Source organism: Halomonas sp. MMH1-48 (assembly GCF_022348105.1).
Lineage (GTDB): Bacteria > Pseudomonadota > Gammaproteobacteria > Pseudomonadales > Halomonadaceae > Vreelandella > Vreelandella piezotolerans.
Window position 1 is genome coordinate 88998 of record NZ_JAKRFL010000001.1, and the last position, 12050, is coordinate 101047.

At 55.0% G+C, this 12050-nt stretch carries 14 protein-coding genes and 4 tRNA genes; 9 read left to right on the forward strand and 9 right to left on the reverse strand.

Translation table 11 applies throughout. The features are described 5' to 3' along the window. Positions 1-4 precede the first annotated feature (4 nt). The 4 genes from MHM37_RS00430 to MHM37_RS00445 all read right to left on the reverse strand — a co-directional run bounded on the left by MHM37_RS00430 (position 5) and on the right by MHM37_RS00445 (position 488). Positions 5-79: transfer RNA gene (locus MHM37_RS00430), tRNA-His, on the reverse strand. Between the two features lie 33 nt (positions 80-112). Continuing rightward, positions 113-187: transfer RNA gene (locus MHM37_RS00435), tRNA-His, on the reverse strand. A gap of 61 nt (positions 188-248) precedes the next feature. Further along, positions 249-325 (reverse strand) — tRNA-Arg (locus MHM37_RS00440). 86 nt (positions 326-411) lie between these two features. Beyond that, positions 412-488: transfer RNA gene (locus MHM37_RS00445), tRNA-Pro, on the reverse strand. Positions 489-697: 209 nt separating this feature from the next. On the opposite strand from MHM37_RS00445, the gene folD reads away from it, so the two are divergent. Together folD and mtnN are read left to right on the forward strand one after the other, a co-directional pair. Further along, positions 698-1558 carry a bifunctional methylenetetrahydrofolate dehydrogenase/methenyltetrahydrofolate cyclohydrolase FolD gene (gene folD, locus MHM37_RS00450; protein WP_139527509.1) on the forward strand — a complete coding sequence of 287 codons (861 nt, stop codon included), beginning with the start codon at positions 698-700 and terminating at the stop codon, positions 1556-1558. Between the two features lie 50 nt (positions 1559-1608). Beyond that, positions 1609-2316, forward strand: coding sequence for a 5'-methylthioadenosine/S-adenosylhomocysteine nucleosidase (gene mtnN / locus MHM37_RS00455; protein WP_139527507.1), 708 nt, complete (start codon positions 1609-1611; stop codon positions 2314-2316). 118 nt (positions 2317-2434) lie between these two features. On the opposite strand, the gene pyrC is transcribed toward mtnN, so the two are convergent. Further along, entirely contained in the window at positions 2435-3472 is a 1038-nt protein-coding gene (gene pyrC, locus MHM37_RS00460; RefSeq protein ID WP_239295733.1) for a dihydroorotase, read from the reverse strand. Positions 3473-3621: 149 nt separating this feature from the next. Between pyrC and MHM37_RS00465 the strand changes: the two genes are divergently transcribed. From MHM37_RS00465 to MHM37_RS00475, 3 genes are read left to right on the forward strand one after another with little or no spacing between them, the layout of a single operon-like run. Further along, the gene (locus MHM37_RS00465) at positions 3622-4038 is read left to right on the forward strand and encodes a hypothetical protein (protein ID WP_139527503.1); all 417 of its coding nucleotides are present in this window, start codon (positions 3622-3624) and stop codon (positions 4036-4038) included. An 8-nt stretch (positions 4039-4046) separates the two neighbouring features. Further along, positions 4047-5318, forward strand: coding sequence for an ATP-binding protein (locus MHM37_RS00470; RefSeq protein ID WP_139527501.1), 1272 nt, complete (start codon positions 4047-4049; stop codon positions 5316-5318). 36 nt (positions 5319-5354) lie between these two features. After that, a complete protein-coding gene (locus tag MHM37_RS00475) occupies positions 5355-5894 on the forward strand; it encodes a response regulator transcription factor (RefSeq protein WP_139527499.1) in 540 nt (179 codons plus the stop codon). A 55-nt stretch (positions 5895-5949) separates the two neighbouring features. On the opposite strand, the gene MHM37_RS00480 is transcribed toward MHM37_RS00475, so the two are convergent. Then, the gene (locus tag MHM37_RS00480) at positions 5950-6723 is read right to left on the reverse strand and encodes a 3-hydroxybutyrate dehydrogenase (RefSeq protein ID WP_139527497.1); all 774 of its coding nucleotides are present in this window, start codon (positions 6721-6723) and stop codon (positions 5950-5952) included. Positions 6724-6800: 77 nt separating this feature from the next. Next, positions 6801-7250, reverse strand: a complete 450-nt coding sequence (hybE, locus tag MHM37_RS00485; protein ID WP_139527496.1) for a [NiFe]-hydrogenase assembly chaperone HybE — start codon at positions 7248-7250, stop codon at positions 6801-6803. A 137-nt stretch (positions 7251-7387) separates the two neighbouring features. On the opposite strand from hybE, the gene MHM37_RS00490 reads away from it, so the two are divergent. Continuing rightward, the gene (locus MHM37_RS00490) at positions 7388-7651 is read left to right on the forward strand and encodes a GrxA family glutaredoxin (RefSeq protein ID WP_139527494.1); all 264 of its coding nucleotides are present in this window, start codon (positions 7388-7390) and stop codon (positions 7649-7651) included. 112 nt (positions 7652-7763) lie between these two features. Beyond that, positions 7764-8531, forward strand: coding sequence for a DUF1338 family protein (locus tag MHM37_RS00495; protein WP_219861031.1), 768 nt, complete (start codon positions 7764-7766; stop codon positions 8529-8531). Positions 8532-8568: 37 nt separating this feature from the next. Here the strand turns inward: MHM37_RS00495 and MHM37_RS00500 are convergent, their stop codons facing one another. Then, positions 8569-9231, reverse strand: a complete 663-nt coding sequence (locus tag MHM37_RS00500) for a CoA transferase subunit B (RefSeq protein ID WP_139527491.1) — start codon at positions 9229-9231, stop codon at positions 8569-8571. Positions 9232-9279: 48 nt separating this feature from the next. Next, entirely contained in the window at positions 9280-9978 is a 699-nt protein-coding gene (locus MHM37_RS00505) for a CoA transferase subunit A (protein WP_139527488.1), read from the reverse strand. Positions 9979-10149: 171 nt separating this feature from the next. Between MHM37_RS00505 and MHM37_RS00510 the strand changes: the two genes are divergently transcribed. Then, positions 10150-11049 (forward strand): LysR family transcriptional regulator, encoded by a 900-nt coding sequence (locus MHM37_RS00510; RefSeq protein WP_239295732.1) that lies wholly within the window; start codon positions 10150-10152, stop codon positions 11047-11049. A gap of 111 nt (positions 11050-11160) precedes the next feature. Continuing rightward, entirely contained in the window at positions 11161-12042 is an 882-nt protein-coding gene (locus MHM37_RS00515; RefSeq protein WP_239295731.1) for an acyltransferase, read from the forward strand. Positions 12043-12050 lie beyond the last annotated feature (8 nt).

Genomic DNA, 12050 nt, shown 5'->3' on the forward strand with positions numbered 1-12050 from the left:
TTAATGGGGTGGATGATGGGGATCGAACCCACGACCACCGGAGCCACAATCCGGGGCTCTACCACTGAGCTACATCCACCACAACCTGTAAAACAATTCGCTTGTTCGTCAATGGGGTGGATGATGGGGATCGAACCCACGACCACCGGAGCCACAATCCGGGGCTCTACCACTGAGCTACATCCACCACTGACGAAAGCTAGCTTGATAACATCCGACTGGAAAACAAACACGGATACGTATTTGATTGGCACGCCCAGCAGGACTCGAACCCGCAACCTACGGCTTAGAAGGCCGTTGCTCTATCCGGTTGAGCTATGGGCGCACATGATGTATCCAAAGAATACGGATGAGCACTTGACCACAACCAAAATTTGGAGAAGCAGATTAACACCTTCCGTTTTAGGCAAGTGGTCGGGATGGAGGGATTCGAACCCCCGACATCCTGCTCCCAAAGCAGGCGCGCTACCAGACTGCGCTACATCCCGATTGCTTGCTTTAGACGCTGCTGCGTGTCCCGTCTCAAGCGAGGCATATATTACTATTTCTGATTTTAAAGTCAACACTTAAAGTGATTGATTCGCTGGGCGCTTTGCCTTGATGCCCTACCATGCGAAAATCGCCTTCTCTTTAAAACGCGCCTTGTCGTCGGCGCTTGTCATTGCTTCGCTTTTAAACCGCATAGGGATCTCATTACATGACCGCCCAACTCATCGATGGTAAAGCCATCGCCGCTAATGTCCGTCAACGCGTGGCCGATCTCATCGCGGCGCGCCAGCAAGCGGGCGCTCGCGCTCCCGGACTAGCCGTTGTCGTGGTCGGCGAGGACCCCGCCTCTCATGTTTACGTCAACAACAAGCACCGTGCCTGCGAACAGGCAGGCATCCTCTCTTTTCAACATGCGCTACCTGCCGACACCTCGCAAGAAGCGCTCGAGACGCTGGTGGACCAATTAAACGCTGATCCCACTGTCGATGGCATCCTGGTTCAGTTACCGTTGCCAGCCCATTTGGATGCTCGACCCATTCTCGAACGTATACGCCCAGATAAAGATGTCGACGGCTTCCACCCCTACAACTTGGGTCGACTGGCTCAGCGACTCCCTTCGCTACGCCCCTGCACGCCCAAAGGGATCATGACCATGCTGGCCCAAAGCGGTGTCGAAGTGCGCGGACTCGATGCCACCATCGTAGGCGCTTCCAATATCGTTGGTCGCCCCATGGCGTTGGAACTCATGTTGGCGGGCTGTACCACGACGGTATGTCACCGCTTTACACAAGATTTGGCCAGTCACGTCAGCCGCGCTGACTTAGTCGTCGTCGCCGTGGGCAAACCAGGTATCGTCAAGGGTGAGTGGATCAAACCGGGTGCAGTGGTCATCGATGTAGGTATCAATCGCCAGGCAGATGGCACTCTCGTAGGTGATGTAGATTTTACCGCCGCTGCCGAGCGCGCTAGTCACATCACGCCTGTTCCGGGGGGGGTGGGCCCCATGACGGTCGCCACACTGTTAGAGAACACGTTAGAAGCGGCTGAACGCCACGACCAGCAATCGTAAAGACCGAATGCCCTTCGATTGTACTCAACGCATCAGGACGGAGAATACCCGTGCAACGCATTGGAATTATTGGCGCTATGGCGCAGGAAGTGAGCATCTTAGCGGGACAGCTCGAAAACGCTGAACGCTACGAACACGCCGGTTTCGTCTTTCATACCGGCACGCGCCATGGCCTAGAGATCGTCATTTTGCAATCGGGTATCGGCAAAGTGAACGCAGCGGTAGGCACGGCCATTTTACTCGAGCGTCACCAGCCGGATGCCATTATCAATACGGGCTCAGCAGGCGGTTTTGCCACCGATTTGGCCATTGGTGATGTGGTCATTTCCGATGAGCTTCGCCATCACGATGTCGATGCCGTCGTCTTTGGCTACGAATTAGGCCAGGTGCCCGGCATGCCCGCCGCTTACCCTGCGGATAAGCGCCTACGCGAGATCGCTCGTGGCGCCATTGCCGCTCTGGGAGAAGTCAACGTGCGTGAAGGGATGATTGCTACAGGCGACGCGTTCATGGCCGATCCAGATCGAGTAGCCGCCACACGCGCTCAATTCCCCTCCATGCTTGCCGTCGAGATGGAAGGCGCGGCCATTGCCCAAACGTGCTACCTCTATGACTGCCCTTTCGTGGTCATTCGCGCCCTCTCCGACATCCCCGGCAGCGGCGACAATCACCTCTCTTTCGAGCAGTTTCTCGATACCGCGGCCGACCACTCTTCGCGCATGGTCGATCAAATGCTGTTGACATTAGGACAGCAGTAAACCCGGCTCATATTCGTCGCTCGCCCATGCATAAAAAAACGGAGCCACCCAGGCTCCGTTTTCCATTGAAAGTGCTTTGTTAAGAGCACTTTATGTGAGCACTTATGCTACTTAGCCGCTACTTCTTCATCGCCCAGGCCAACGTCTCGCCCGCCAGTAATGGCACGATGGTTTGTCCAGACGCATAGGGATAACTCGCTGGCAGCGTCCATTCACGACGCTCGAGAGTGATGCTATCCGCATTCGGGGTAAGGCCGTAAAAGCGTGGCCCATTCAAGCTCGCAAACGCTTCCAACTGGTCGAGGGCCTGCATCTGTTCGAAGGCAGTGGCATAGAGCTCGATGGCGGCTGGGGCGGTGTAAGCACCCGCGCAGCCACAGCTGGACTCTTTGTCGCCCTTGGCATGGGGCGCGCTATCGGTGCCTAAGAAAAATTTATGGCTTCCGCTCGTAGCGGCTCTCAACAGCGCTTGGCGATGCTGCTCGCGCTTTAAAATGGGCAGGCAATAGTAGTGAGGGCGGATACCACCAGCCAACATCTGGTTGCGATTGAAAAGAAGGTGGTGAGCAGTAATAGTAGCCGCCACGTTATCAGGCGCGCTAGCCACGAACTCCGCCGCCTGCTGCGTGGTGATGTGTTCGAATACGACTTTCAAGTTAGGGTGTCGCGCCAACAACGGCTTCATAACGCGATCGATGAACACCGCTTCCCGGTCAAAAATATCGATCTCATGATCGGTGACCTCTCCATGCACCAACAGCGGCATACCCAGCTTTGCCATCATGGCAATGGTGGCGTCGCAGTGAGCAATATCTGTCACACCCGAGGCAGAGTTGGTCGTGGCCCCTGCTGGATATAGCTTCACGGCTTTGACGATACCACTCTCGACGGCACGCTCGATCTCCTCGGGCGGTGTCGTATCCGTCAGGTAAAGGACCATCAACGGCTCGAAGGTGCTGCCTTTGGGCAAAGCGGCAAGGATGCGCTCGCGGTACGCGACGGCCTGCTCTGTCGTGGTCACCGGTGGTTTTAGGTTCGGCATGATGATCGCGCGACCCATTTGTGCGGCGGTGTGCCCCACCACGGCACGAAGTGCCTCATCATCACGCAAGTGTAGGTGCCAATCGTCAGGGCGGGTCAAAGTAATAGCGTCCACGGCGAATCCTATTGATCTAGGTGAAGGGGATCTGCGAGCGGCCACAGTATACCCAATACGCCGTTAGGATAAATCTGCGCGTGCTCCCACAGGTCCGCGCAAGTGTCGTATCATGACGCCACGCTGTAAGATCAAGGATTCAGTTGTTTATGCAGAACGTACGCCGCTATGCAGATTTCATTGCCAGCCTGGAAGGGTTGGCATGGCTGGGGCTTGCATGGTCCATTTCCATATCGATGCACCGTCAAAGCACCGAACCGACACTTGCGGTGATGTTCGTCGTGGCAACGCTGGTACTCTTTAGCTGGGCACATAGGCCGCTACGCCACTTACTGCGTCGCTATCACATTCGCAAACGCCGCACCGACATGTGGATCCACACGCTTGCCTTGCCGCTATTGCTAGCCATGTTTTTTCATATCATGCTGGAGGCACTCCTCGGTTCGGCGTGGCTTCCTCCCAAAATATTGCTGTTCAACCTGCTAGCATCGGCGGGTTGGCTGACGTTTGTCATGACACTTTTCATCAAGTTCGTCATTCATAGCGTCAAAACATCGAGCAAATAAGTCGAACCATGCCTACTGCCCTGCCCTTACCGCTCTCTACGCCCAATCGTAACCTGGTTCGGCTTACCATCGTTCGGGGGATCACCTGGACGGGCTTTTTGATGGCCATCATCGTTGGCATCGAACTCCTGGCATTCGACCTACCCGTCACGGCCGTAGTGAGCGTGGTCATTGCCATGGGGCTGCTCAACATTGCCACTTGGTGGCGGTTAGGCCGACCCAAGGCCGTAAGCCATGGCGAGTACCTATCGCATCTCTTGGCCGATATCGCCGGATTGACACTGCTGTTCTATTTTTCGGGTGGTTCTACGAACCCTTTCATTACGTACTACTTGGTCCCTGTCACCATTGCAGCAGCAACGCTGCCTTGGCGGCACGCTTGGATCATCGCAGCCTGTGCCATGGCCGGTTACAGCTTCTTGATGTTTTACTATCACCCAATTCCACAGCTGGGCCATATCAGTAGCGAAGGACCGCTGAGCCTGCATATCTTGGGCATGTGGCTCAACTTTGGACTGTCGGCTGGGCTCGTGACGTTTTTTATCTATAAAATGGCGCATGCACTGCGCAGTCGTGACAAAGCGCTATCGCGTACTCGTGAAGCCGCCCTTCGTAACGAGCAGGTGCTGGCCGTTGCCACCCAAGCGGCGGGCACTGCCCACGAGCTGGGCACACCTTTGTCGACGATGGCCGTCCTGCTCAAGGAGATGCAGGCCGATGCAACAAGAGATAGCGCACTGGAGGAGGATATCGCGCTGTTACGTCAGCAGGTCGATATCTGCAAGTCACGCCTGCAGCATTTGGTGACGAGTGCCGACCGTCGGCGCATGGCCGAGCCCGAAGTGCTGGACGCCGAAGTATGGCTAGCGGGCGTGGTGCAGCGCTGGCTGGTCATTCGTCCCGATGTCAGTCATCGCTTCGACGTCGCAGAGCGCCGCGGCCGACCCTGGCTAGCGGTAGATGCCACGCTGGACCAGGCGCTGACCAATTTATTGAATAACGCGGCAGACGCCAACCCTGAACACATCGCGATTCGTTTGGATTGGCAAGACGACAGCGTGATCATCGATATACGCGACCACGGCCCAGGCGTGGCCATGTCGATTGCCGACCAGCTAGGTGATACGTTCGTCTCGACCAAAAGCAAAGGGTTGGGCATTGGCCTGTTTCTCACCCATGCCACCATCAACCGCTTCGGCGGCGGCGTAAGCCTGTACAATCATCCCGAAGGTGGAACGCTGACCGAGGTCACGCTGCCACGCGGCTCAGCGCCCAACTAAGCGGAGGCAACAGTGATCAAGACAAACGAGGGAAGTATGCAGAACCAAGCGCAGCGCCTGCTGATTGTCGATGACGATGAGATGTTTTGCCACGTACTGAGCCGCGCCTTGACCCGGCGAGGATTTGAGGTCATGGTCGCGCATGATGCCGATCAAGCGCTGAGCACTGCGTCACACTTCAAGCCGACCATGGCCACTCTGGACCTGAAGCTGGAACACAGCTCTGGACTCAAACTGCTGCCCGATCTCCTGTCTGCCGTGCCCGATTGTCGTATCGTGGTGCTGACCGGCTATTCCAGTATCGCGACGGCAGTCGAGGCCATCAAACTGGGCGCCATCAACTACCTATGCAAACCAGCGGATGCAGATGATGTGATGACAGCGTTCGAGCATCCTGATGCCGATCCCAATGTGGAATTGGCAGACAACCCTCCTTCCATCAACCGGATCACCTGGGAGCATATTCAAAAAGTGCTACAAGAGCACGACGGCAATATCTCAGCGACAGCTCGGGCACTGGGCATGCACCGCCGCACGCTGCAGCGCAAACTGCAAAAACGTCCGGTTCGCCGCTAAGCTTTTGAGCCTGCTCCCCCATGAGTCTTTTAGGAGAGCAGGCAATCGGCACTGTTTAGTGCGCCGTCCAACCAAGGTCGATGTTCCAGCTAGCCCCCGTCACGGCCCCTGCCGCGTCCGAGGTCAGATAAGCCACCAGCTGAGCCACTTCGGATGGTTCGATGAGGCGTTTGACGGCGGCATTTTTGAGCATGATCTTCTCGATGACCTCTTGCTCATCCATATGATTGAGCTTCGCTTGATCCGCGATCTGATTATCGACCAGCGGCGTTTTCACGTATGCTGGGCAAATCGCATTTGCTGTAATGCCCTGCTCGCCACCCTCCAGCGCTGCGGTTTTGGTCAACCCGATCATGCCATGTTTGGCGCTGATATACGCCGCTTTGCCTGGTGACGCCACCTGCGCATGAATAGAAGCGATGTTCACCACACGGCCCCAACCCTTCTCACGCATGTAAGGCCAGGCGGCCTGGGTGAGCAGGAAAGGGGCTGTCAGCATCAGATCGATGATTTGGCGCCACTTCGCTTCAGGAAAAGTCTCGATCGAAGCAACATGCTGAATGCCTGCGTTATTGACGAGAATATCCACGCCACCAAAACGCTTGACCGCCTCGGCGATCGCGCCACGACACGCATCGGGATCGGTAAGATCCGCTTGATAGAACGCGGCACCTGCTGCCTCCGCAATCTCTTTACCAGCCGGGTTGAAGTCGACGGCCAATACTTGATGCCCCTGCTCACAGAAATGTCGAACGACGGCTTCCCCGATGCCACTGCTGGTACCCGTTACCACGGCAACCCGTGGTGTTGTCGCTTTTTGCGATGCCATCCCAGTTTCCTTTTATGACGTACATGAAAATGAAGAGATAAACGTTGGTGAGTATAGGAGCCACCTACTGCTTCTGCCTACTCGGGCGACGCATAAGCAGCGCTGGGCTGCGTCATCAACTGCTGCATCATGCGCTGGGCGAGGCGAGCCGTTTCTTGCAAAGACTCTAGATCGCTCAAGTCATCCAGTATCTTTCGCTTGTAGAGCTCGATACCCGTAGACAAACGCTCCAACACCAACGCATAACGGCCAGATGGCAGCGCCAGCACACACTGCGAATCCAGCGGAGCCTGTAACGTAGCCTGTTCCGGTAACGCCACCAACCACAGCTCACAGGGGGTAATCAGTGCACCCGCCATGACGCTAGCACCGCTAATCCGCGTGTCGAGATGTTGAAAACAGAGAGCATCCACCCCTAATCGAGGGTTGAAGTGCGGCTGCTGCTTCAGCGTTGCCAAATGATCATCGCGATAACACTTAGCCAGCTCGGCTAAATGTCCATACTCATGCGGTGCCAAGGTCTGCATGGATTCTCCTGATCTATGTCGCTGATTGGTGTGCTTTATAGCAAACGTAGCGTGGCGCTATTGGCTAAAAAGCGCTCCCTACGCCACAATGAGCATCGATTTTCATTTAACGCTCATATCGTAAAGGAGTCACTGCCATGTTTGTGGTCATTTTTGGGCGCATGTCGTGCCCTTTTTGCGTTCGCGCCAAACAACTTGCCGAGCATCTTGAAAACAGCGGCAAGATCGACGGTTACCGCTATGTGGACATGCCCTCTGAAGGAGTCACCAAGGATGATATCGCCAAAACGGCGGGTAAGCCCATCCATACCGTTCCTCAAATCTTCGTCGATCAGCAGCACGTCGGCGGCTACACCGAATTTGATCAATTCGTGCGTGAAAAACAGCTGCTGGCTTCCTAATAGGCGTTAAATTGGCCGTTTAAGCCCGTTGAACCTGTCAATTCCTTGCTTGCCTATACTGACTTCAACTATCCGTTGACTTACGGACGTCTTTAGGCGGCGAGGATTCCCCATGCAGCGCGAGGAGTTTTTACAACAGCTGTGGCTGGACTACGTCCACACCCACCCCGATATCGGCAGCTTAAGGTTGTGGCCGCTCAACACCCAGGCAGAATATTTGACGCTGGTCACGCTGAATTACGGCCCCTTCGCCATGAACGCTCTAGGACTCCCTTTGGCACGCATGGGCTACCGCTCGGCGGGGTATTACGCCATGGCTGACAAAGGGCTGCTGATTCACTTGATGGCTCCCAGCGACGATACCAGTTGGCTGGTCCTTGCTGAGCTACAAATAGGCACGCTTTCGAAAGCGCCCAGAGAAGCGCTGACGACGCTGGTGCATCAAAGCCACCCGGCTGATTGCAAAGGGCATAATCTTTTGTGCCGAGGTAGGCCTTGGCCAATGCCCTCATGGACACTCTACCGACAGCTATACAGCGCGCACCCACTAGCCGCTTGGCTTGCCGTTATGGGGCCTCGGCTGCATCATGCCGGTTTCGACTGCCATCGAATGCAGGCGCCCCTCGCCACCCTAAACGAACAGTTAGAGAAGGCCGGCATGCCGCCACTAAGTGGCCAACAAAACGGTGTCTTTTCCGTTTCCAATCTACTCGAGCACCGTTTTTACCCGGCGATGCCGCAAAAAATGGTCTTCAACGACGGCGACGAGCACCGCTTGTGCTTGGGTGGATTAGCCCTGATTCAAAAACAGGTCAGTGATGATCACGAACGTGTGGCAGAGATTTTGCTGCCCTTTCACACTCGCTGCGAAATGGCGTGAGCGCTCGCCCACGCCTTATGCTACTGAAAAAAAATGCTTATTCGTCGAACGTCATTTCCGGGACGTGATCGGGAACGATCAGTTTACCAGCGGTTTTCTCGACGATCTCTTCGACGCTAATGCCTGGCGCTCGCTCCTTGAGAATGAAGGCGCCATCTTTGATCTCCAAATAGGCTAGGTCCGTCAACACACGATTGATGCAACCAGCACCTGTCAGAGGCAAGTTACACTTTTCTAGCAATTTGGATTCGCCGTGTTTCGACGCATGGGTCATGGTGCAAATGATGTTTTCTGCACCTGCCACGAGATCCATGGCGCCGCCCATGCCTTTGATGAGCTTTCCGGGTATCATCCAGGACGCAATGTTGCCCTCTTGGTCGACTTCAAACGCACCCAGAACGGTCAAATCCACATGACCGCCGCGAATCATGGCAAACGACTCAGCGGAGGAAAAAATCGCCGCCCCAGGGCGGGCAGTAACGGTCTGCTTACCCGCATTGATCATGTCTGGATCTACTTCTTCCTCGGTGGGAAACCGCCCCATTCCTAGCAGCCCATTTTCGGACTGGAGCATGACATCCATGCCATCCGGGATATAGTTGGCCACCAGCGTGGGAATACCGATACCTAGATTGACGTAGAAACCATCCTGCAATTCACGCGCTACACGCTGCGCCATTTGTTCACGAGTTAAAGCCATGGTGCCACCTCTTGTCTTAGTCCTGAGTTGATTGTTGGCGTTCTTCGCTTAACTGCGCACGGTGCGCTTCTCGATACGTTTCTCGAACGTACCTTGAATAATGCGATCGACGTAGATTCCCGGTGTATGAATCTGGCTGGGTTCCAGTTCACCTGGCTCAACGATCTCCTCAACTTCAACGACGGTAATTTTGCCTGCGGTTGCCGCCATGGGATTGAAATTCTGTGCCGTATGGCGATACATGACGTTGCCATATCGGTCGGCTTTCCAGCCTTTGACGATTGCAAAATCGCCTTTGATCGCCTCTTCCAAAATGTAATGACGTCCATCAAAGACCCGTACTTCTTTGCCTTCACCAATCGGCGTGCCATAGCCGGTGGCGGTATAGAATGCAGGAATACCCGCCCCGCCTGCCCGCATCTTTTCGGCGAGCGTCCCTTGTGGCGTCAGTACGACATCGATTTCGTCGTTCAACATCTGCTGTTCGAACAGAGCGTTCTCGCCCACGTACGAGGCGATAATCTTACTGATTTGGCGGTCCTCGAGCAGTACGCCCAAACCAAAACCATCAACGCCACAGTTATTGGAAACCACGGTAAGGTCTTTGACGCCACGACGTTTGATCTCGGCAATCAGGTTTTCAGGGATACCACATAACCCAAAACCACCGGCAATTACGGTCATACCGCTCTCGATGCCTTCCATTGCTTCTTCGTAGGAAGCCACACGCTTATCGAATCCTGCCATTGTCATGCCTCACGTTGTTGTTGAATACGGTTCGGTGTCGAGAATGCTGATTGAAACAGTGTAAGCAGCGTTAGCTCGGCTGTCGCCCTATTGCCAGTGTTGTCTCGGATGATATATTTGTTAAGTTTGTTTTTCTTATCAATTTATTTTAACAACTTATAAAGAGACGCCATGACCGTTAAGCAGCTTCGCGCCTTCTTGGCTGTAGCGCAAACCCTCAGCTTCACTCAAGCATGCGAGCGTCTGCACCTTTCACAGCCCGCCTTGAGCCTTGCTATCAAAGGGTTAGAGGATTCTCTCGGCGGAAAACTACTCATCCGCAGTACGCGAAGCGTGAGACTTACCCCCGAGGGAGCGTCCCTACTCCCTCTCGCCAAGCATTTGCTAGCCCAATGGGACAATACCGAAGAGCGACTGCGTCAGCGCTTCACCCTCCAGCTGGGACGACTCAGCGTGGCCGCCATGCCCTCATTTGCCGGTAACTTGTTGCCAAGCGCGCTGATCAAGTTTCGTCAGCAGTATCCTAAGATCAACGTCACCGTTCATGACGTCATCAATGAAGAGGTGATGGACATGGTCCGCTCTCGGCAGGTAGAAATTGGCATTGCCTTCGCTCCGGAAGGCACTGGTAGCTTGAATTTCACGCCGCTTTTTGAGGATCGATTCGTTGCCGTCGTCTCCTCCTCCTCCCCGCTGGCGGGCTCCACCTCGCTCTCTTGGCAGCAGCTCCTGGCGCACAACTTCATGACACTTCAGCGCCCTTCGATGGTACGGCGTTTATTGGAACAGGAACTCGGGAAACGCCAAATGGCGCTTCCCGTCGCCTTCGAGAGCCATCAGCTAGCCACGGTGGGCCGTATGGTGGCGGAGGGGCTGGGGGTTAGCGCTGTCCCATCGATGTGCATTCGGCAAATGCATGAACTAGGGGCTCACTGCGTGCCCCTTGAAGCACCCAGTATCGCTTGTCGAGTGGGCATCCTCACGCAAGAAGAACTTTCGGTAGCCGCCCATGCGCTGCGCAGCGTTCTATTGGAATGCATCAAAACACCCTCGCTGTTGGCGTCGTCCTAACATCTTGATGCGGTTATGCTGGGCAGCGTGACGTTGATCCATTAGCATTTATCCTAGAGCGCGTGTCGAGTAAGACAGGACACGCTGTCAGGTCGCTGTGAGGATTGTGGTATGCCAATCATAAAAGGGGGCGTTAGCATCTTGTTGCTGACGTTGTGCACGCTGTTTTGGGGCGTTCCCCTCATTTTGTTGACACTGCTGAAAGTCATCGCTCCTGGGCGGCGACAAAAGGAGTGGCTGCTGAAAGGGCTTTGTGCCGTGGCGCTAAATTGGATTGGCGCCAACTTGTGGTGGATGCGACGCTGGCTCAAGCCCGATGTATCGATTGACGTGCCCGATGCATTGAGTTCAGAACAGTGGTGGCTCGTCATTTCCAACCACCGTAGTTGGACCGATATTTTCATTCTTTTCATGGCCCTGCATCGCCGTATTCCCATGCCGCGCTTTTTCCTCAAGCATCAGCTCATTTGGATTCCCATCGTCGGCCTCGCTTTTTGGGCGCTCGAGTTTCCTTTCATGCGCCGCTTCAGCCGTGAACAAATTGCGCTAAATCCTAGACTGGCTACCGTGGATAGAGAATCCACCGAGCGGATGTGCCGCCGGGCACGACATGCGCCCATTGCGATCTTTAATTTTGTCGAGGGGACCCGCTTCACCGTCGCCAAGCGAGACGCTCAACAAAGCCCTTTTCAGCACCTGTTGCGCCCTAAAGCAGGCGGTATTGCCCAAGTATTGAGCCTTTTAGGCGACCAGTTAGATGGCATTTTAGATGTCACCATCAGCTATACCAACCCATCGCCCACGTTCTTAGGCTTTTTATGTGGTCAAGAAGCCCCCATTACGCTTAAAGCTCGGCAGCTCGACATTCCGGAGTGGATGTCGACTGCTCATTACCATGACGAACCGCAGCACAAGGAACGCTTCCACGCATGGATCAATTCACTCTGGCAGGAAAAAGATACCTTGCTGGACCGCCTCAGCGACCACGATTAAGCCACTGG

Bases quoted from the DNA above. Each gene is read 5' to 3' on its own strand.
- MHM37_RS00490 (WP_139527494.1), top strand. From the start codon at position 7,388: ATGTTTGTGGTCATTTTTGGGCGCATGTCGTGCCCTTTTTGCGTTCGC.
- folD (WP_139527509.1), top strand. From the start codon at position 698: ATGACCGCCCAACTCATCGATGGTAAAGCCATCGCCGCTAATGTCCGT.
- MHM37_RS00470 (WP_139527501.1), top strand. From the start codon at position 4,047: ATGCCTACTGCCCTGCCCTTACCGCTCTCTACGCCCAATCGTAACCTG.
- MHM37_RS00500 (WP_139527491.1), bottom strand. From the start codon at position 9,231: ATGGCTTTAACTCGTGAACAAATGGCGCAGCGTGTAGCGCGTGAATTG.
- MHM37_RS00475 (WP_139527499.1), top strand. From the start codon at position 5,355: ATGCAGAACCAAGCGCAGCGCCTGCTGATTGTCGATGACGATGAGATG.
- MHM37_RS00495 (WP_219861031.1), top strand. From the start codon at position 7,764: ATGCAGCGCGAGGAGTTTTTACAACAGCTGTGGCTGGACTACGTCCAC.
- hybE (WP_139527496.1), bottom strand. From the start codon at position 7,250: ATGCAGACCTTGGCACCGCATGAGTATGGACATTTAGCCGAGCTGGCT.
- MHM37_RS00505 (WP_139527488.1), bottom strand. From the start codon at position 9,978: ATGGCAGGATTCGATAAGCGTGTGGCTTCCTACGAAGAAGCAATGGAA.
- MHM37_RS00515 (WP_239295731.1), top strand. From the start codon at position 11,161: ATGCCAATCATAAAAGGGGGCGTTAGCATCTTGTTGCTGACGTTGTGC.
- MHM37_RS00510 (WP_239295732.1), top strand. From the start codon at position 10,150: ATGACCGTTAAGCAGCTTCGCGCCTTCTTGGCTGTAGCGCAAACCCTC.
- MHM37_RS00465 (WP_139527503.1), top strand. From the start codon at position 3,622: ATGCAGAACGTACGCCGCTATGCAGATTTCATTGCCAGCCTGGAAGGG.
- MHM37_RS00480 (WP_139527497.1), bottom strand. From the start codon at position 6,723: ATGGCATCGCAAAAAGCGACAACACCACGGGTTGCCGTGGTAACGGGT.